This is a genomic window from Helicobacter pylori (genome assembly GCF_017594925.1).
In the GTDB taxonomy this organism is placed as follows: domain Bacteria; phylum Campylobacterota; class Campylobacteria; order Campylobacterales; family Helicobacteraceae; genus Helicobacter; species Helicobacter pylori_DP.
In genome coordinates, this window is the sequence record NZ_JAALNT010000005.1 from 1 (window position 1) to 20224 (window position 20224).

The window sequence follows — 20224 nt, forward strand, 5'->3', positions numbered from 1 at the left end:
TGGCAACATATTAGATCTAGCTAGTTATGGAGCGATGAAGCAAGAAAAAGCCCAATCGCTTTAGCGGTTGGGTAATTTAAGTCTAGTATGTTTATTTTGCTATTGTCAATTGAATTTCTGTCTTTTTTATCCCAATGCCCTTGCTCTACAATAGCTAAATGATTGATTAGCATGGGTTTATCAACAATGACGGCGTTGTCTTTTTCGTAATAACAATATACTGCTGGGCTAGTAGATTTTTCATTATTAAGTAAATCCAACACAACTTCTATATCGTAAATCTTTGCTAAAGCCCATAATTCGTTGTTTTTTTCGTAAGCATTTAGGCAAGTGCCAATAATGGTGTTATCTTTGAAGTTATGGAGCGTTAAAAACCGCCTTGAGTTTTCATTGTTCTTGCTTGGTTTGTCTATGGGGTGATTGACTATTATAGGCAAGCCTACTATTTCTTGTTCTAATTTTAGATAGCTATCATCACGCTTAGATAGATAAAAATAATCTTGGTTGTCTCTGTCTTTCGTGGCTCTAATAGAATACCCTGTGCCACTAACTCGTAATGGCATATAAGCGCCATAAGTTGTTAGCGTAGTTCCAATTAACTCACCACTTTTATAAGCATCTAAAATTAGCGTCTCTATTGTCATGTCTTTACGATACTATAATTTTACATAAATGTAAAAATTTCAAAAACATTGAAGATTGTTTCAGCCAAAAGGATAAAATCAAATTGGACTTAAAAAACAAAAGTTTTCGCTCACACACCGCCTATACAAGCGCTTTAAAGAATGACTTGCTCTTAAACCCTAATTTAGTGGAAGCAGAAAGAAAATTTTTAAAAGCTTTTAAAATGGCTCTATCTTAAAATGGACGCTGATAGTCAAGTGGGTAATCAAAAAGCTTGATTGGGGCGATAAAAACATTAAGGGAATTAGAGATCATTGCGATACTCTTTAATCATTACAGAGACGGCACCAACTATAGCGTCTCAAACCTTAATGGGAATAATCCTACCACAAACGAGCTTAAAACACAAGATCCATATCAAGAAAAATGGGGGCGTTTGCTTACAGAATACCACAATAAAGAGCGTTTTAAACAACAAACGAAATAATTAAAATTGAATCATTGTTGAATAGCTAGCGGCTATAAAGAGAAGCTTGCGATTATTTCGACTTTGCAAGCGATTACAAAAGAAAAGGCATTTAATTCTTTAAACTCTTTTAAAACTAATCCTATATAAAAAAGATTAACAAGGCTTTTAAAAAAGCGTTATTAGGGAGTTAGGGTATCGCAAAAACCCTCCTATGGATTCTAAAATCGCCAAAAATTTAAGCTTTTGTAGCGAGTTTATTGATCGCTTCAGCGTTCATGTCATCTTGATGGGTTTTTAGCACTTTAGAATACATGTCCAAAAAGCGGTTGATTTCAATCAAAGCGCTCATTTCACGCACCGCATTGACATTGCTTTTTTCTAGCATGGATTGTTTTAACGCGCCAGAGTCAGAGACTTGATGGACGCCTTCGCCCTGATAAGTATAAAGGTTTTGCCCTATTTTTTTAAGGTTTTTAGGTTCGCTAAAACCCACTAAAGCTAACGCGCCCGCTTGAATTTGGGCTTCATTATCCCTAAAAGTGATTCCACCATTTTGATCCACTTCAATTTCAGCGTCAGGCATGAGCATGATCCCTCCTTTTTCGTTCAAGCCCGAACGAGAAAGCACCCTAAAGCCATTAAGAGTAACTAAAAAGCCGTCTTTATCCACGCTAAAATGCCCATCTCTGGTATAAGCGACGCCCTCATTAGTTTGTATCGCAAAATAGAGGTTAGGGCTTGTTAGGGCAAAATCTAGGGGGTTATTCGTTCCTTCAAACGCGCCAAGACTCCTATCCGTATAGATTTCTGATAAAATAGGCACACGATTGAGATTGCGGTTTAGATACTTCGCGCTCGCTTTGGTTTGATCTTCTAAGGGCAGTCGCTCTCGGTATTCTTGGTAAAGCCTTAAAAAATCGCCTGTAATCGCATCGTCTCTTTTAAAGCCGTTGGTGTTTAAATTAGCTAAATTATTAGAGGTTAAATCCAAGCGGTTAAATTGTGTCGCCATAGCCCCTGTGGCCGCATAATACCCATTTTGCATGCGAATAATCCTTTTAAAAGAAAAAATTATAGCAAAAATCAAATAAAAACAGATTCATTCCAAATAGGTTTTTTTAGGGAATAGGATAACCATAACCATAAAGATAACAATACTAACCATGACATAGCCCACAAACCCCCATTCAAAACCATGCTGTTTGAACTCTAACGCTACATAACTCGCGCTCCCTCCAAAAAGCGCATTGGCGATCGCATAGGCTAGACCCACGCCAAGCGCTCGCACATGTTCAGGGAATAATTCCGCCTTAATGACCCCAGCAATGCAAGTGTAAAAGCTCATCGCGCTCAATGCGAGAATCTCATAAAGTAGGGCTTCATACACGCTAGTGGCATGCTTGATACCATAAAAGACAACAGGCGTTACAATAAGCCCTGCGATAGCAAAAACCATCAGCATTTGGGTGCGTTTGATTTTATCCGCAAGCATCCCGCATAAGGGTTGTAAGAAGATGAAATAAGAGAGCGCTAAAAGCATGATGAAACTGCTTTCTTTAGGGCTGAATGATGAGCTGTTGGTTAAAAAGATCTTTAAATACACCGTAAAAGTATAAAAACACAAACTCCCTCCCATAGTTAGCCCAAAGACTATCATTAAGGCTTTTTTATGGTGGAGCAATTCCTTTAAACTGCCTCTTTGGGTTTCTTCTTTAATAGTGTTTTTGGAAGTTGTTTTGCTATCCATGGTTTCTTCCATGATATTTCTTAAAAAGAGCGAGAGTAGGGCTAATATACCCCCTAAAGCGAATAAATAACGCCAAGCAAACGCGCTGATTTGTTCATGCGTGTAAATATTTTCAACGATAAAGAGTGAAAAAATAGCTAAGAGCTGCCCTCCAACTAAAGTTACATATTGAAAAGAGCCATAAAAACCTTTTTTGCCATTCTTGCCTAATTCAGAGAGGTAAGTAGCGACCACGCCATATTCTCCTCCCACGCTAAAGCCCTGTAAAAGCCTGGCTAATAATAAAAACAAGAACGCCCATTCCCCTACGATTTCTTTAGTGGGGAGCAATGCGAGCATGAAAGAACCTAGCGCCATAAGGATAATGGAATACACCATAGAAGTTTTACGCCCCTTTTTATCCCCCAATTTACCAAAAAACAAACTCCCCAAAGGGCGCATGAAAAACCCTAGCATAAAAACCAAAAAAGCTGAGATGAGCGCTAAAGTGGGGTCATTAGTGTGGGTAAATTCCTTAGCAAAATAAGGAGCGAGAAACGCATAAGCGTAAAAGTCATACCATTCCACTAAATTGCCTGAACTAGCGGCTAAAAGGGATTTTAAGGGTTTTTTGGTGGCGGGTTGGGGGTTCATGGCTATCCTTGAATATGAAATTTTTAGGTAATTTTACTAGGAGTTATGGAAACCACAGATAATATTTGATTAATAGATGAAAGGTTGGTGTCGTTTGTATCATTGAGAAAAGTTTTTGTTTTTAATAAAGGATTGGTAATAAAGCCTAAAAAATGCGCACAGGCATTTTTAAAATCAATCATAAAAAGCTTGCGAAAAGCAAGCGGTAACTTTTAAAAATTAAAAACAATGTTTCTATTGCCAATATCCAATGAAAACAAAGCCTAAAAGTTTTGCAAAATCTCTCTGTTGCCTTTGGCGTTTCTTGGGGATAAAAAGCCTTGAGCTTCTAATTCATCCGTAATGGTGGCGGCTTGGTTGTAGCCGATTTTTAATTGGCGTTGTAAAAAACTCGTAGAAGTGATCTTTTTTTCTAAAATCACCGCTTTAGCCCTTTCTAAAATGTCATCGCCTTGATAGTTAGGGGTGTCTAAAGGCATGCGCGATTCTTCTAGCAAGAAATCTTTATCATATTGTACTTCTTTTTGGGCTTTAATAAAATCCACGATTTTTTTGATTTCATCTTCAGTGGCAAAGGGGGCATGCAAGCGTACTAACCCATTCGCTCCTGGGGGGGTAAAGAGCATATCGCCCCTTCCTAGCAAGCTTTGCGCCCCATCGGTGTCTAAAATCACTTTAGAATCAATCTTAGTGCCTACCCTAAAACTCACCCTTGAAGGCAAGTTGGTTTTAATCAAGCCGGTTACAACATCCACGCTTGGGCGTTGGGTCGCTACAATGAGGTGCAAACCGCTCGCGCGCCCCATTTGAGCGATTCTAGCGATAGGAAACTCCGCTTCTTTTCCCCCTGTCATCATTAAATCCGCTAATTCATCAATCACCACAATCAAATAGGGGAACGTTTCAACGCCGTTATTTTCCGCCTGCTCATTATAAGAATCAATGGTTTTAACCTTGTATTCGCTCATTAAAGAGTATCGGCGTTCCATTTCTTTAGCCACACTTTGCAAAGCCCCAATAGCTTTTTTAGGATCGGTGATAATGGGTGTGAGTAAGTGGGGGATGTCCGCATAAATGCTAAATTCTACCATTTTGGGATCGATCATCACTAATTTGAGTTGATCGGGGGGGTTTTTATAAAGTAAGGATAAAATCATCGCATTCACGCCCACGCTCTTACCGCTTCCTGTCGTGCCGGCGATGAGCAAATGGGGGAGCTTTTTTAAATCCGTGATGAAAGGGTTACCCACAATGTCTTTGCCTAAAGCTAGAGTTAAGGGCGAGCTGGATTTTTGAAACAATTCGCTCTCTAAAATTTCTCTTAAATAAATAATCTGGCTTTGGCTGTTAGGGATTTCAATGCCAACGACATCTTTACCCTTAATAGGGGCTTGAATGCGAATGGATTCAGCACATAAAGTCATCGCTAAATCATCGCTCAAGCCTAAAATACGGCTCACCTTAACGCTAGGGGCTGGGCGGAATTCAAAAGTGGTTACAATAGGGCCTGAATAAGTGCGGATAATATCGCCATCAATTTTAAAGGTGCGCAGTTTGCTCAATAAATCCTGGATTTTTTGGTCAATCTCGTTTTCGTCTAAAGAAGTTTCTTTCAAACAAACCGCATTCAATAATTGCGTGGTGGGAAGCTCATAATCTTTGGGTTTTTGCACTTCGCCATAATCCAACCCGTCTAATATCTCTTTATTTTCGCTCAATTCTTTAACCATAACGGGTTTTTTAGCGCTTGTGGGGGTTAGTGGGCTAAAGTTTGGAGCGTTTTGTATTTCTTTTTCTTCTTCTTTGAGATTTTCTTTTATCGTTTCTTCTATCATTTCTTCTTGCGCGTTTTCTTGTGGGCTTTCTTCTTTTTTAGGGTGGTTGGGGGTTTTGTGGTTTTCTGTTTTGTTGTCATTTTCTATTATGGGTGCAGATGTGGGCATGATGGGTGTGGGCATGATAGGTTTGAGTGTGGCAGGTTTAGGCGTGGTGGGTGCAAGAGTTTCTTTTGTAAGCGTGGGTTCTCTTTCTTTGGTTTCTTGTTTAGGTTCTTTTAAAGTGGGGTTAGTCAAATCATCAAATCGGTTTCTTTTAGGGTAAATAGTGTAATGGGTAGGGGGGTGTGGGGAAATTTGAACCAAGCCTTCTTGCGGCTCTGAATCATTTAAAGTCGTGTTATAGGGGGTAGGGATCGCTAAAAACGATTCTTCGTTAGGGGTGTTGTGGTTTTCATCAATAGGGTTTTCTTTGCGGTTTTCTTTTTCTTTGTCGTTGTTGGTTTCTTTTTTTTGAATATCTGATGGGGTGTTTTCAAAACCCTTTTTTTTTGGGCTAAAATTAGGGCTGAAGGCCTGTAAGCATTGTTTATAAATCTCTTTTAAAAGGCTTTGCGTTTTGTTCATATAAGGATAAAAAACGCTTTTAGGGGGCAGTTTGAATAAAATCAAATAAGAAATAACTACCATAAGCATTATCAGCGCATAAAGCCCAAAGTCCCCTATAAAAGGGCGTAAAAACAAACGCGCGCTGTTGCCGATTTCCCCTTGATTCAACAGGCTAGATTGTAAAAAGAGCAAAGATAAAATGCCTAATAGATGCCCTAAAGTTTTTTCTAAAACGATTTCTGTAAAAGGGTTTTTAGTCTTGTATAAAAGGAATAAAACCCACGCTAAATAGGGTAAATTAATGAATGAAAGATACCCAAAATATTTTTTATTGAGTGTGGCAAACCACACCCCAAAACGCCCCACTAAACCGCTGTTACCCAGCCATGAAGATAGGGTTAAAAACGCTAATAAAACCCCTATGATTAAAGCCAAATAAAGTTTTTTAGATTTCATCGGTTGCACATGTCTTTAAAAGAGCAATATTCACAATCTTTAACCTCTAAAGTTTTTTCAAAATCAATTTCTTGCTTGAGTTTGGGGATAAGAGAAAATTCCAAATGATCCATTTTAGCCTGTAAAACAAGCTCGTCTTCTTCTAGCAACTCGCCCTTCCTCAAATCATAAAAAAAGGCTTTTATAGGCTCTTTGTAACCCAGATTTTTAAGGGCAAACGCATAGATAGCCATTTGATAATCGGTGCTGATTTGAGCGATGGGGCTTAAGCCTCCTCTTTGTGTTTTACTCATGTTGTCTAATTTCAAATCGTTTTTGAATTTGTAATCCAATAAAATAATCTCATTGTCAGCCGTTTTGTCAATCCTGTCTATACGCCCTTTAAAAACAACGCCTTGAATAATCGTTTCAAAGCTTTTTTCAAGATCAAGGATTTTGATTTTTGCCTTAAAGCGTTCTTTTTCTTTAAGATAAAAAGCCTGGATTTTTTTGAGCGCTACAAGAGTGTCTAAACGCTCTTTAGGGGTAATGTTTTCTCTTGTTTCTAAGAGCCAAATGAGCCTTTCTTCTAATGAATGGGGGTTTTTATCTTTTTCATAAACTTCTTTTAAGAGTTCATGGAGCAAACTGCCCACAGCGCTATTATTTTCATCTTTAGGGCTTTCTTTGAAGCGCTTCATGTAGTGGTAGTAAAAACGGCGTTTGCAAGTTAAAAAAGCGTTCAATGAGCTAGCGCTAAAGCTAAAATCTTTAGGGATAGCGGCTTTGATTTCTTCTTCTTGGTAGTCTTTTAAAGGACTTGGTGCAAAAAGCATGTAAGCGTCTTTAATAGGCGCTATATTTAAATTTAATTCCAAAAGCATGTTAGAGGCTTTTGAAGTTTCGCTCTCTATATAAGAAAGCACCATTTCTTTAGAGTTTTTAAAGAGCTGGTAGTAATAGTGTTTTTGCAAATTTTTCTTATCTAATAAAGTGGGGAGGTTGAGCGATTTCCTTAAAGCAGAGTTTAAAAACAAATCGCAATCTTTAAGGCTTGGCACACAGGTTTCATTAAAATCCACAATAACCACTTTATCAAATTGCATGCCCCTTGTCTCTAAAGTGTCCATGACTCGTATTTTGCCCCCGCTAGAATCGTCTAAGCGGAAATTGGCTTCAAATTCTTGCAAATACAAATGCAATAAATCTTTAAGGCTGTAGTTTTTAAGCGTGTCTTTTAGAAGATGATACTGGTGCATGATTTGAGAATGCACTTCTTTCAAGGGCACTTTTTCTTTAGAGCTTTGTTGTTCTAAAAGTGCAAAGGTGAGATTTTCCAAATCCAATAAAGGCGATGCACTCAAATCAAAACCGCTTGTTTCTAAATCTTCTAAGATTTTGACAAGCTCTGTATAATAAGGGCTGTTTTTAGCCCCTAAGCCCATAGCGAAATTCAAATTATTGTTTTTGTCTAAGAGTTTTAAAAAAGGCAAAAAATCCGCATTAGGCGTGATGATCGCCATTTTATTAGGGTCGTTATCTTTTTGCAAATACTCTTCTATGGTTTGTAAAACTAAAGCACTCTGTTTTAAATAACTGGAGTTGGCGTAAAGCTTTGGCTCTATTTTTTGGCGCTTGGGCGTCTGGGAGAGGATCTTTTGGGTTTTAAAATCAATGGAATAATCGCAATCTGTCTCTAATTTGAGATTGAGAAATTCCAAGAATTTTTGATTGTATTTATCGCATGACAGGTGTAAAGTGATAGGCACTAATTCGGCCACTTCTAATAGGCATTGCCTTTCAAAAACGCTCATAAAGCCATCTAAATGCCATTCAATGGAGGAAAAATGCTCAAAAAATTCTTTTAAAATGGCGGGCTTTTCTTGCATGATTTTGTCATAAAAGCCTAATTCCTCTAGCTTTTTAACATAGCGATCATAAATCATTTCTAAGACTTCTAAATGCTTTTCATAATCCAAGTAAATGTCTTTAAAAGAAAGTTCATTGAGCTTGATACAAGCAGAACTTAACTCATCAAACAAATCAAACAAAAAGGAGGTGCTTTCCAAATACCCTAAAAAGCTGTTTTCAAAAAGTAAAAGCCCTTCAAGAATGGATTTTTTTTCTTTAGCGATGGCTTTAATGGTGTCTATCATTAAAATTTGGCGTGTGCTTTTAGGGATTTTCTTTTTATTGGGGATGTAAAAAGCCTGTTCAAAAAAACTCCCCATGCTCATTGCGTTAGGCAAAAACCCTTCGCCTTGCTCTAAATAGAAATGTTTTAAACGCCTGGTGGAGCTAAAAACAAATAGGGGGGGTTTTTCTAAAAAAAGTTTTTCTAAGTTCATGCGTTGAGCAACCTTTTAGCTTGAGCGGTAACATTTTCAACGCTAAAGCCAAATTTTTCAAAGAGTTTATCGCCTTTTGCTGAGCTCCCAAAAGAATCCATGCCAATGATTTTATCCGCAAAACGATACCACTCTATCGCGCGGCTCGCTTCAATGACTAAGACTTTACCCTTAAAGAGTTCTTTAAAATAGCTTTCATCTTGCTCTACCAACAAGTCAAAGCATGGCGCGCTCACCACTTGAGTGGGGATATTTTCTCGCTCTAAAATCTTAGTGCTCTCTAAAGCTAAAGAGACTTCGCTCCCGCTCGCAACAAGCGTGATAATGGGATCTTTAGAGTAGTGTTTAACATACGCCCCTTTTAAAACCTGCTCTTTAGAGACCTCATCAAGAACGGGTAAATTCTGGCGCGATAAAATAAGAGCGCTAGGGGCGTTCAAACTTAACGCTATTTGCATGCAAGCCTTATTTTCAAAAGCATCGCTGGGCCTGAAAGCATAAAAATTAGGCAAAGCGCGTAAATGGCTCAATTGCTCTATGGGCTGGTGCGTCGCCCCATCTTCGCCCACGCCAATGCTGTCATGCGTGAAGATAAAAAGGGCTTTTAATTTCATTAAAGCGCTCAAACGAATGCTGGGCATCAAGTAATCGCTAAACACAAAAAAGGTCGCGCAAAAAGGCACAAACAAGCCATACGCCGCTAAAGCGTTAGTGATAGCCCCCATGGCATGCTCTCTGATCCCAAAATGCAGGTTTTGCCCTAAAGGGAAATCGCCAGAGTGTTTCAAATGCGTGTTATTGGATGGGGCTAAATCCGCGCTCCCCCCCAAAAAGCCTTCGCATTCTTTAGCGATAGCGTTTAAAATCATGCCGTTACTCACTCTCGTGGCTAGAGATTCGCCTTTTTTAAAGGCGGGGTAATTAATGGCGTTAAAATCAAAATTCTTTAACGCATGGATTTTTTCTTTTATTTTAGGGCTTAAGGATTTTTCCCATAAGGCTTCTAAACTAATACCCCTAACTTTCACTTCTTCAAAATGCATTTTGTTTTTTGGGCTAATTACAAAGCTTTCGTTAGGATTGATTTGAGCGTTTTCTTTGGATTGTTTTAACACTTCCTTATTTAAAGGCGAGCCATGCGTTTTTTCACTCCCCTCTAAACCAATAGCCCCCTTACCAATAATCGTATGAGCGATTAAAAGCGTGGGTTTGGTGGATTTTTTGGCTTCTTCTAAAGCATTGTGAATTGCTTGATAGTCATGCCCATCGCATTCTAGCACTTCCCAATTTTGTGCTAAAAAACGTGCTTTAACCTGTTCGCTAAAACTAATATTAATAGCGCCTTCAATGCTTATCTGATTACTATCATAAATCACAATGAGGTTATCAAGGCGAAGGTGCCCGGCTAAAGAAGCGCTCTCATAGCTAATGCCTTCTTGCAAATCCCCATCCCCACACAAGCAATAGACTTTATGAGAAATCACTTCTTTATCTAAAAGGGTTTGAGCGTATTGACTCGCCATGCTAAAGCCCACAGCGTTAGCAAAACCTTGCCCCAAAGGGCCTGTGGTGATTTCAATGCCTTCGGCGTGGTGCAATTCGGGGTGTCCTGGGGTTTTAGAGTGTAATTGCCTGAAACGCTTTAAATCTTCTAAACTCAAATCAAAGCCCCACAAATGCAACAAACTATACGCCAACGCGCTCGCATGCCCTCCGCTAAAAACCAACCTGTCCCTATTGAGCCATTTAGGGTTGGTGGGGTTAAGGTTTAGGTGCAAGCTTAAAATCACCATCACATCGGCTAATCCCAAGCACACGCCCGGATGCCCGCTATTAGCCTTATCTATCATGTCTGCACATAAAAAACGAAGCGTGTTCGCCATGCTTTTTAATCGTTCTAAGTCAGCGTTACTCAATTGCATCAAATTTTTCCATTTTTAAGGTTTTTGAAAGCCATTTTAACACAAATTATCTCAAAATCTCTTTGGCTCTTAAGATGTCTTGTTGGATCTGATTTTTAAGCTCTTTTAATGAATTAAAACGCATGTTGTCTCGTATTTTTTGAACCCAACGCAAAGCGATTTCTTTGGGCGGTTTTTCTATGATGGCATCAAGCACATGGCATTCTATGGCGAAATTTTGATCCGCGCTTAAGCGATTGCCTATAAAACTCACGCTTTTTTGATAAATCTGATCTTTTACTTTCACTAAACTCGCATACACCCCAAAACTAGGGAGGATAAAATCTTTAGTTTTGATATTTAAAGTAGGCGCTAGTTCTTTATGCCCTAAGCCTTGATCGCTAATGACTTCCCCGCACACTTCATAAGGCCTGCCTAAGAGTTTGTTAGCTAAAGATAAGTCGCCATGACTTAGGGCTAGTTTGATGATTTTAGAATGCACGCTGATGTTTTGGACTTTCACTTCAGGCACAATAATGGTTTTTTCAAAACGCTCTTTTAAAAATAAAGCGTCATTTTGCCTCCCATGCCCAAACCTGAAATCATAGCCCACCACCAGGCGTTCTAAATGGGGGAATTTCTTTTTTAAAAGCTCTAAAAATTCTAGGGCGTTTAATCGTGAAATCTCTTCTAAATACACAAAAAATAAAGGCATGCCCACGAGTTTGGCGCGGTATTTTAGGGGGGTTAAATAGCCTTTAGTGTAATGTTTTTTTTCTATGATTAAAAGGGCTTTGGGGTCTTTTAATTCTTTAAAAAGGGCTTGATGCCCTAAATGCAAGCCGTCAAATTTACCGATAGCTAGGCTTTTAATTTTAGGCTCGCTTGAAATGGATAAAAAATTCAACATTCCCGTTTTTCCCTTTCACTAAGCTTTCTTGGATCTTTAAGATTTGAAAATCCTTTGTTTTTAAATGGTTTTTAAAGTTTTCTAAAGCGTTCAAAATGGCTTCTTTATCCATTACCACCCCCTTTTTATTGCGTTTTGCGGCCCTGCCCACTTCAAATTGCGGTTTGAAAAGCGCTAAAAATTCACCGCTTAAAGGCAAAATCGCTTCTAAAATACAATATAAAGAAATAAAGCTCACATCACAAAGCACTAAATCAATTTTTTCTGGCGTTTTAAACCCTCTAATATCGCATTCTTCATAACATTCTATGAGTGTATCGTTCCTTAAACTTTCATCTAATTGCATTTTCCCCACATCCACGCAAAGCACCTTTTTGGCCCCTTTTAAAAGAGCCACTTGACTAAAGCCCCCCTTGCTCGCTCCCACATCTAAAACCACCTTTCCCTTAAAATCCACGAAATGGGTTTCTAAAAAAGCCCCTAATTTTTCCCCAGCCCTGCTAACGAGTAAATTTGGAGCGATGAGTTCAATTTGATCACCCTCTTTAACGATAAAAGAGGGTTTAGAAACCACCATTTTATTGACTAAAACCTGATTTTTTAAAACCAACGCTTTAGCTTTTTCTCTGCTATTTGCTAAATGCTGGTTGAATAGGGCGTAATCTAGGCGCATTAAAATTGAGGCAAGGGGACTTGGTAAGCGAAATTAAAAACAATTTTGCCTAAACTATAGGCATCAAGCTCTAGTTTGGCTTCTTGCACTGCTAAATAATCCAATTTGTCAAAAGCGAGTAGAAAAGCTCGGCTCCACCGGTTCGTGGTTTCTAAAATGCCATCAAATTCATCTCTTGTAATCTCTCGCACCCATAAAGGCTCTGAGCCTGTAGGTTTTGTGCCAAAAAGTTCATAAGAAATATAGCCATCATCTATCCAGTCGTTATTTTGCGTGAAAATCTCCACTAAAAAATACTCATGATCGTAGTAAGTGCCGCTATCCACATCGTTTAAATGCGTAGCGATAGCCGTGATGATAGGCACATTATCTTGGGTGATTTCGCCTTTCCTGCTGGCTTGGATCTTTTTTTCTAAAACTAAGTCTAGCGTGTAGGTGTCCTCATTAAAATTGCTCACACACCCCAAACAAAAGAATAAAAACACCAGAAGTGTTGAGAGATTTTTCAAGCCCATTCCTTGCTAAAACCCATGCCATTTTTAGCTAAAATAAAATCTGTATTATAACTAAAAGGGGGTTTTATGCCAAAAAAATGCCGACACTTGCTCCAAACCAGCGATTTAAGCCTAAATGAAATCAAGCTTTTATTAGAAAAAGCGAGCGTTTATGCGAACGATTTTAACGCTGTATCTTTAGAGACAAAAGAAAAAATGCATAATAAAATCATCGTGGCGTTGTTTTTTGAAAATTCCACCAGAACGGTGTCTAGTTTTGAAATCGCAAGCTTGAGATTAGGGGCAAAAATAGTGAAATTAAACATGCAAACGAGCTCCACTTCAAAGGGTGAAACTCTGATAGACACTTTTAAAAATATCCATGCCATGCAGCCTGACGCTATCATCACACGGCATGCTTTTTCAAGCGCGCCTTTTAAATTGGCTGAATTTTCACAATGCCCCTTGATTAACGCAGGAAGCGGCACAAGTGCTCACCCTACCCAAGCTTTATTAGACTTGCTCACCCTTTATCGGCATTTTGGCAGTTTAGAAAATCTAAAAGGGAAGAAAATCGCTTTCATAGGCGATGTGAAAAATTCAAGAGTGGCTAATAGCAACATTAAATTGCTCCAAAGGCTAGGGCTTGAGATCATGCTGTGCGCTCCAAGCTCCATGCTCCCTAGCACTCCTTTAAAAACGACGCATAACGTTGAAGAAGCGATAGGATTTGCTGACATTTTAATGAGCTTGAGGACCCAAACCGAACGGCACAACGCGCCCATTTTTGCGAGCTTGAAAGATTATGGCAACGCTTATTGCATCACCCAAAAACGCCTAGATGATCACACTAAAAATAAAGAGGTCATTATTTTACACCCAGGCCCGGTGCATAGGGATATTGATATAGAAAGCGCAGTGTTAGAAGACAAGCGATCTAAAGTTTTAGAGCAAGTCAAAAATGGCGTGGCAATGCGCATGGCGGTGTTGGAGTTTTTGCTATTAGATTGATTATCAAATTTAAAAACACTTTTTGGCATTTTTTAAAAAAATGGGTTTGATTGTAAAACGGTGCAAAAACCCCACTTTGATTAAATTTTGATTTACCCTATCTCATTTTATGATGAAACTAAAAAAATTTCGTTATAATCTAAAACAGTTGAGTTAATTAAAAGTAAATAAATAGCTTGATTATGCTTCTTTGTTTTTTAGATCAGTTAAGAATTGTAGTCTTTAAGATGTATTGGATATTAAAAGGGAAAAAATGAGAAATAGCGCGCCTTTAAAGAATCAAGTTTTTTGTGGGTTATACGTTTTGAGTTTGAGTGCTTCTTTGCAAGCGTTTGATTATAAAATTGAAGTTTTAGCGGAGTCCTTTTCTAAAGTTGGCTTTAATAAGAAAAAGATTGACATAGCTAGGGGGATTTATCCTACAGAGACTTTTGTAACCGCTGTGGGGCAGGGCAATATTTATGCGGATTTTTTATCCAAAAGCCTTAAAGATCAAGGGCATGTTTTAGAGGGAAAAGTCGGCGGCACGCTAGGAGGGATCGCTTATGATAGCACGAAATTCAATCAAGGCGGATCGGTTATTTATAACTACATCGGTTATTGGGATGGCTATTTAGGGGGTAAAAGAGCCTTGCTTGATGGCACGAGTATTCATGAGTGCGCGCTTGGATCTGATGGCAAGGTGATTGATTCTATAGCATGTGGGAACGCTAGGGCTAATAAAATCCGCCGTAATTACTTGATGAATAACGCTTTTTTAGAATACCGCTATAAGGATATTTTTACGGCTAAAGGAGGGCGTTATCAATCCAATGCTCCTTATATGAGCGGTTACACGCAAGGCTTTGAAATCAGCGCTAAAGTTAAGGATAAAAATGAGGGGAGTCATAAATTATGGTGGTTTAGCTCATGGGGTAGGGCGTTCGCTTATGGGCAATGGATTTATGATTTTTACTCTCCAAGAACCGTGGTTAAAAACGGGCGCACTCTAAATTATGGTATCCATTTAGTGAACTACACTTATGAAAGAAAAGGGGTTAGCGTCAGCCCTTTTTTCCAATTTTCGCCTGGGACCTATTATAGCCCTGGGGTGGTTGTAGGCTATGATAGTAACCCTAATTTTGATGGCGTGGGCTTTAGATCCGAAACAAAAGCTTATATTTTGCTCCCTGTCCATGCCCCCTTAAGAAGGGATACTTATCGTTACGCTATAAAGGCTGGCACTGCCGGGCAAAGCTTGCTTATTAGGCAACGATTTGATTACAATGAATTTAATTTCGGGGGAGCGTTTTATAAAGTGTGGAAAAACGCAAACGCTTACATCGGCACGACAGGAAACCCTTTAGGCATTGATTTTTGGACCAATAGCGTTTATGATATAGGGCAAGCCTTAAGCCATGTGGTAACCGCTGATGCTGTCTCTGGTTGGGTTTTTGGTGGGGGCGTGCATAAAAAATGGCTGTGGGGGACTTTATGGCGTTGGACTAGCGGCACTTTAGCCAATGAAGCGAGCGCGGCTGTTAATGTGGGCTATAAGATCAGTAAGAGTTTGACAGCGAGCGTGAAATTAGAATATTTTGGCGTGATGACGCATTCAGGCTTTACGGTAGGGAGTTACAGACCCACGCCCGGCTCTAAAGCGCTTTATTCAGACAGAAGCCATTTGATGACAACCCTTAGCGCTAAATTCTAACCAATCGCTTTAAGCTGTTTATTAAAGCGTTAAAAATCCCTTAATAAAAACACTATAATACAGGTTTAATCAAATCCAAAGGTTAAGCATTTGAAACTCTTTTTCAAGCGTTATTCTAAATACCTTAAAGAGCATTATAAAAGTTTTGTAGTGGTTTTATTTTCTTCTTTAGTGGTGGCTTTAAGCACGGCTTGGGGGACTTACTTAGTCAAGCCCACTTTAGATGAAATTTTTATCAATAAAGACACTCACATGCTTAAAATCCTGCCTTTTTTAGTGATTTTGGCGTATTTGGGCAAGAGTGGGGGAATGTATTTAGGGACTTATTTCACTAACTTTATCGGGCTTGATATTGTCAAAAAAATACGCAACACCATGCTAGAAAGCCTTCTCAAAATGGAAATGGATTTTTTTAACAGGACGAAAAAGGGCGAATTGATCGCAAGGATCACCAATGATATAGGTTTGATCAGAGCGAGTTTGTCCAATTACCTTTCAGAGAGTATAAGAGAGGGGCTAACGGTTGTTGGATTAGTGGGGGTGGTGATCTATCAAAGCCCTAAATTAGCGTTAGTGGGGCTAGTGATCATGCCGCTAGCCGCCATTCCTATCAGTAAAATCATTCGTAAGGTTAAAAAACTCGCTAAATCCCATCAAGAGAGTAACGCCAAAATCACCGCTCGTTTGAGTGAAGTTTTTAACAATGTGGAAGCGATTAAAATCTCTAATGGCGAAAAATTAGAGCATAAGGCTTTTGTGAAAGAAAATGAAGCGTTTTTTAAAATCGGTATCAAAAACATCGCCGTGGCTGAAATTTCTTCGCCTTTAATGGAGTTTTTAGGCTCAATCGCTATAGCGTTAGTGATTTATTTAGGGGGGAATGAAGTGATTAGGGGTCATATTAGCGTGGGGGCGTTTTTTTCTTTCATCACGGCCCTTTTTATGCTCTATACGCCGATTAAACGCTTGACTAGGATCGTTTCTAATTTTCAAGAAGCCTTAGTCGCTAGCGACAGGATCCATGAGATTTTAGAAAGAGAGCCGGTTATTGTTGATGGGGAATTAACGCTAAATAACGCTATACACACCATTGAATTTAAAAAGGTATGGCTCGCTTATGCGCTAGACAATCAAGAGCGTTATGTTTTAAGCGATATTAGTTTGAAATTCCAACAAAATGAAATCATCGCTTTAAAAGGCGAAAGCGGGAGCGGTAAAAGCTCATTAGTGAATCTGATCTTACGCCTTTATGAGCCAAGCAAGGGCGAAATTTTCATCAATGATCAAAAAATAGAGAGCATCACTCAAAAATCCTTAAGAGAAAAGATTAGCGTTGTCACTCAAAGGGTGTTTATTTTTAACGGGAGCGTGGCTGAAAATGTGGCGTATGGTTTAGAAATTGATGAGGTAAAAATCAAAGAATGCCTAAAAAAAGCTCAAGCCTTAGATTTTGTGGAAAAAATGCCTCATGGGATAGAGAGCGTTTTAGATGAATTTGGCGCTAATCTTAGCGGCGGCCAACGCCAAAGAATCGCCATTGCAAGAGCTTTGTATAAAGACGCTCAAGTTTTAATCTTTGATGAAGCCACTTCCGCTTTAGACAATCACACAGAAGAGAGCGTCAAACAAAGCATTTTGGAATTGAAACAAAACCGCTTGATCATTCTCATCTCGCACAACCCAAGCACGCTTAAATTAGCCACTAAGCATGTGAAATTAGAGCATGGGCGTTTGACAGAATGCTAAGGGTTTTAAGCGTTGGTGTTGCTTTTATTTTATTAGGGTGTCAGTTTTTCAACAAAACGACGCTCCACTTAAAATATAAAGATTACCCCAAAAATAGCGCTTTAAAAACCGCTTCCACTTTAACCCTCCCTAAAATCTTTTTTAACGCTCATTTTGTGCCGCCCTTTTACCAAAAAGAATTTAAAAAAGCACTCGCCCAGCAAATCGCTTATTTTTTAAAAGATAAAAGCGCTTTCACTTTCAATGTTTCAGGCAATGTTTTTTTTTCTTTTGAAGAGAGTCCTAAAGATTTAAAAGCCATTAAAGAAAGGCTTAAAAAGACTATTGAGCCTAACACTGACCCAAAAGCCGTCATGCGGTTTTTAAACCTTCAAGCGAGCTTGATTTTAGAATGCGTCCCGCAAACGACTTGCCCGTTTGACACCCTTTTAATCCCCACCGCTCTCAGCGTGCCTGTTGATTACGCCAATCGTTTGGGCGATAACCCCTCTCTTTTTCCCCAAGAAGATAAATCCTATCATAACGCTTTAATCAAAGCCCTTAATAAGGCTTACTATTCTCTTATGGAGGGTTTAGAAAAGCGTTTGAACGCTATAGAAAATGCGGCATGGTTTTAGGGCATGAAAAAGATTTTATTTTTCATTTTTGTTGTTTTGTTTTCGGTAGGGATTTATTTAACTTGGCATGTTTTGTTGGAAAAATCTCTAGAATTGAAATTGGTAACCTCAGCTAATGATTTGCTTTTAAAATTGTTGGCGCTTCTTGGCGTTTTTTCCATGTTAGTGTTATTTCAAGGCGTTATTTCTTCGTATAAGAAGCGCCAACTCAAACGCATTCTACAAAAAATAGACGCCATGAACGGCTTTGAATTTGAAGAATATTCCAAAATCTTTTTCACTTCCAAAGGTTTTGAAGTTACAATCACTCAAAAAAGCGGCGATTATGGAGCGGATTTGATCATAGAAAAAGACGGCGTCAAATGGGCGGTTCAAGCCAAACGCTACTCGCATAAAGTTTCGCCCAAAGCCATTCAAGAGGTGGTTTCTTCTAAAGCTTACTACGCTTGCGAAAAAGCTTGCGTGATCACTAATAGCTACTTCACGCAAGCCGCTCAAAAACTGGCTCAAGCTAACGGAGTGCTTTTGATTGATAGAGACGAATGGGTCAAATTTTTGGGTGGGAAAAACTAATCCAAATAGGATAATTTATATAATGCTTTTATTTTTATGATTTCTTATTTATTTCCTATTAAATTTTGTCGTAATCGCATGCGCTATAATGTGAAAATTTAGCATCAATTTCTGCTTGGATAAAGGGGTTCAATGATTCAGTCTGTTCGCATTAAAAACTTTAAGAATTTTAAGAACACTCAAATTGATGGTTTTACCAAACTCAACATTATTACTGGTGGGAACAATGTGGGTAAATCTAATTTGTTAGAAGCGTTGTATTGTTTGGTGGGAAAATCCATGCACCCATGCACTAATGTATTAGAAATTTATGACAATATACGCAAAGAGCCTTTAACATCAGAATCAAAAAGCTTAATGTTTTATGGTTTAGACACCGAGAAAGAAATACAGATTGTTACAACTTTAGACAACAATCAGACCTTGGACTTGCAAATAAAATTCATAGCCAGTGAAAACCAAAAGGTAATAGAGTCGCAAATAATACCTACAGCAGAACAAACTCAAATGCTCTCTCAGCTTAATTTCACTCTTAAAAAAAATAATGAAGAAATCTATAATGATCACTTGAATATTGCTAAAATTCCTAATCAGTCAGGCTACAATAGGCAATTTAAGAATTTTGATCCTAATCAATTGCAAAAACTTTTACCCTTTGAAAGCGCTACCATAATACCTAGCGATGTTGCTTACAGGCAAGCTCATATGATTCAAGCGGTGAGTAAAATTTGCAGTAACAACCAATTAGAAGAAGAATTAAATAAACATCTTAATCAATTTGATAACAATATCCAATCTATTAGCTTTAATACCAATAACCAACTCAAATTAAAAGTGAAAAATATCAAAGAAAAAATCCCATTATCTGTATTTGGTGATGGTTTGATTAAGTATTTGTATATTGTAAGCGCTTTTATGGCTGATAACGCAAAAACGATTTATATTGATGAAGTGGAAAATGGCTTGCATTTTTCTCGCATGAGGTTATTGTTAAGGTGTGTTATTGATTTTATCAACGACAACAAAAATGGTAATTTGCAAGTGTTTATGACTACCCACAACCAAGAATTTATAGAAATTTTAGATCAAGTTATCAGAGAAAAGGATTTTGTGCATCAAACTAAGTTGTTTTGTCTTAAGCAAGACGATCAATATGTTATTCCAAGAACTTATTATGGAGAAAATTTAGAATATTATTTTGAAAATGAAGAGAATCTTTTTGGCTAAAGCATCATACTAAGATTAGGATCATTCAATGGCAGATAAAGAAATACTGATTTTTGTAGAAGGTCCAAGCGATAAGGTGTTTTTAGAAGTTTATCTGTATTTTCTAGAAGATCTTCCAATCAAAAATTTTAAGGTGCAAAATATAAAAGGAAAAGATAACCTATCTAAACGATTGCTTGAAATTGAAAAATACGATAAAACACTTATCATTTTTGATGCGGATAAAGACTATGAGAGTAATAAAAAAGAGATTCTAAAAGTCGTATCAAAAACGAAACAAACTATTTCAGAAGAACAAATTTTTTTATTCCCTAACAATCGAGATGATGGCGATTTAGAAACCCTGTTATTAAAAATTGCTAAACACGATGAATTTCTTAAATGCTTTGAAGGATACTTAGAATGCATTAAAAGTAAAGAACATTATAAACCGATTAAAAACATAAGAAAAAATATGCTGTATGCCTATTTAGAAGCACTTGGATTAGAAAAATTTTTCCAATACACATGGGACACAGAGAAAAAGAATAATAAAAAAAAGCTTATCATTGACGATAAAGATGGAGATGAGATTGAGATAAAAGATCAATATAAAGGAGATTATGAAGAACTAAAAAAAGTTCTTGATCTTAACTCAAAATCTCTCATTCCCCTTAAAAATTTTCTAGGGCAATTTGCAGAAAATAAACAAAAAACAAATCTTTTCTAATTTAACAAAATATATTACAATCACTCAAAA

The 20224-nt window shown here is 38.0% G+C and carries 18 protein-coding genes; 9 read left to right on the top strand and 9 right to left on the bottom strand.

The window, feature by feature from the left end; translation table 11 throughout:
- Positions 1-20 precede the first annotated feature (20 nt).
- Complete coding sequence (locus G6069_RS07960; protein WP_231627829.1) at positions 21-563, bottom strand: hypothetical protein; 543 nt, start codon at positions 561-563, stop codon at positions 21-23.
- Between the two features lie 164 nt (positions 564-727).
- Between G6069_RS07960 and G6069_RS08050 the strand changes: the two genes are divergently transcribed.
- Both G6069_RS08050 and G6069_RS03050 read left to right on the top strand, forming a co-directional pair.
- Positions 728-862 carry a hypothetical protein gene (locus G6069_RS08050; protein WP_269434569.1) on the top strand — a complete coding sequence of 45 codons (135 nt, stop codon included), beginning with the start codon at positions 728-730 and terminating at the stop codon, positions 860-862.
- A 36-nt stretch (positions 863-898) separates the two neighbouring features.
- Positions 899-1111 (top strand): hypothetical protein, encoded by a 213-nt coding sequence (locus G6069_RS03050; protein ID WP_197293390.1) that lies wholly within the window; start codon positions 899-901, stop codon positions 1109-1111.
- A 217-nt stretch (positions 1112-1328) separates the two neighbouring features.
- On the opposite strand, the gene G6069_RS03055 is transcribed toward G6069_RS03050, so the two are convergent.
- The 8 genes from G6069_RS03055 to G6069_RS03090 all read right to left on the bottom strand — a co-directional run bounded on the left by G6069_RS03055 (position 1329) and on the right by G6069_RS03090 (position 12639).
- Positions 1329-2138, bottom strand: a complete 810-nt coding sequence (locus G6069_RS03055; protein WP_197293335.1) for a flagellar hook-basal body protein — start codon at positions 2136-2138, stop codon at positions 1329-1331.
- Between the two features lie 54 nt (positions 2139-2192).
- The gene (locus G6069_RS03060; RefSeq protein WP_197293336.1) at positions 2193-3473 is read right to left on the bottom strand and encodes an MFS transporter; all 1281 of its coding nucleotides are present in this window, start codon (positions 3471-3473) and stop codon (positions 2193-2195) included.
- 263 nt (positions 3474-3736) lie between these two features.
- Positions 3737-6313 carry a DNA translocase FtsK gene (locus tag G6069_RS03065; protein WP_197293337.1) on the bottom strand — a complete coding sequence of 859 codons (2577 nt, stop codon included), beginning with the start codon at positions 6311-6313 and terminating at the stop codon, positions 3737-3739.
- Positions 6310-8640: an ATP-dependent deoxyribonuclease AddB gene (addB, locus tag G6069_RS03070; protein WP_197293338.1), complete on the bottom strand. Its 2331-nt coding sequence runs from the start codon at positions 8638-8640 to the stop codon at positions 6310-6312. Before addB ends, G6069_RS03065 begins: the two co-directional genes overlap by 4 nt.
- Positions 8637-10562, bottom strand: coding sequence for a transketolase (tkt, locus tag G6069_RS03075; protein ID WP_197293339.1), 1926 nt, complete (start codon positions 10560-10562; stop codon positions 8637-8639). The genes addB and tkt overlap by 4 nt, the downstream gene beginning before the upstream one ends.
- Before the next feature lie 46 nt (positions 10563-10608).
- Entirely contained in the window at positions 10609-11451 is an 843-nt protein-coding gene (locus tag G6069_RS03080; protein WP_197293340.1) for a bifunctional riboflavin kinase/FAD synthetase, read from the bottom strand.
- Positions 11417-12124 carry a 23S rRNA (cytidine-2'-O)-methyltransferase TlyA gene (gene tlyA, locus G6069_RS03085; RefSeq protein ID WP_097679539.1) on the bottom strand — a complete coding sequence of 236 codons (708 nt, stop codon included), beginning with the start codon at positions 12122-12124 and terminating at the stop codon, positions 11417-11419. Before tlyA ends, G6069_RS03080 begins: the two co-directional genes overlap by 35 nt.
- Positions 12124-12639 carry a hypothetical protein gene (locus tag G6069_RS03090; protein ID WP_000523539.1) on the bottom strand — a complete coding sequence of 172 codons (516 nt, stop codon included), beginning with the start codon at positions 12637-12639 and terminating at the stop codon, positions 12124-12126. The genes tlyA and G6069_RS03090 overlap by 1 nt, the downstream gene beginning before the upstream one ends.
- Positions 12640-12705: 66 nt before the next feature.
- Between G6069_RS03090 and pyrB the strand changes: the two genes are divergently transcribed.
- The 7 genes from pyrB (at position 12706) to G6069_RS03125 (ending at position 20194) form a co-directional block, all read left to right on the top strand.
- Positions 12706-13629, top strand: a complete 924-nt coding sequence (gene pyrB / locus G6069_RS03095; RefSeq protein ID WP_197293341.1) for an aspartate carbamoyltransferase — start codon at positions 12706-12708, stop codon at positions 13627-13629.
- 253 nt (positions 13630-13882) lie between these two features.
- A complete protein-coding gene (gene hofB, locus G6069_RS03100) occupies positions 13883-15322 on the top strand; it encodes an outer membrane beta-barrel protein HofB (protein WP_197293342.1) in 1440 nt (479 codons plus the stop codon).
- A 90-nt stretch (positions 15323-15412) separates the two neighbouring features.
- Positions 15413-17068, top strand: coding sequence for an ABC transporter ATP-binding protein (locus G6069_RS03105; protein ID WP_197293343.1), 1656 nt, complete (start codon positions 15413-15415; stop codon positions 17066-17068).
- Positions 17062-17685 (top strand): neuraminyllactose-binding hemagglutinin family protein, encoded by a 624-nt coding sequence (locus G6069_RS03110; protein ID WP_021172810.1) that lies wholly within the window; start codon positions 17062-17064, stop codon positions 17683-17685. The genes G6069_RS03105 and G6069_RS03110 overlap by 7 nt, the downstream gene beginning before the upstream one ends.
- A 3-nt stretch (positions 17686-17688) precedes the next feature.
- The gene (locus G6069_RS03115; protein ID WP_000721780.1) at positions 17689-18258 is read left to right on the top strand and encodes a restriction endonuclease; all 570 of its coding nucleotides are present in this window, start codon (positions 17689-17691) and stop codon (positions 18256-18258) included.
- 132 nt (positions 18259-18390) lie between these two features.
- Positions 18391-19485, top strand: coding sequence for an ATP/GTP phosphatase (locus G6069_RS03120; protein ID WP_197293344.1), 1095 nt, complete (start codon positions 18391-18393; stop codon positions 19483-19485).
- 28 nt (positions 19486-19513) lie between these two features.
- Positions 19514-20194, top strand: coding sequence for a DUF3226 domain-containing protein (locus tag G6069_RS03125; protein WP_097717173.1), 681 nt, complete (start codon positions 19514-19516; stop codon positions 20192-20194).
- Positions 20195-20224: the final 30 nt, after the last annotated feature.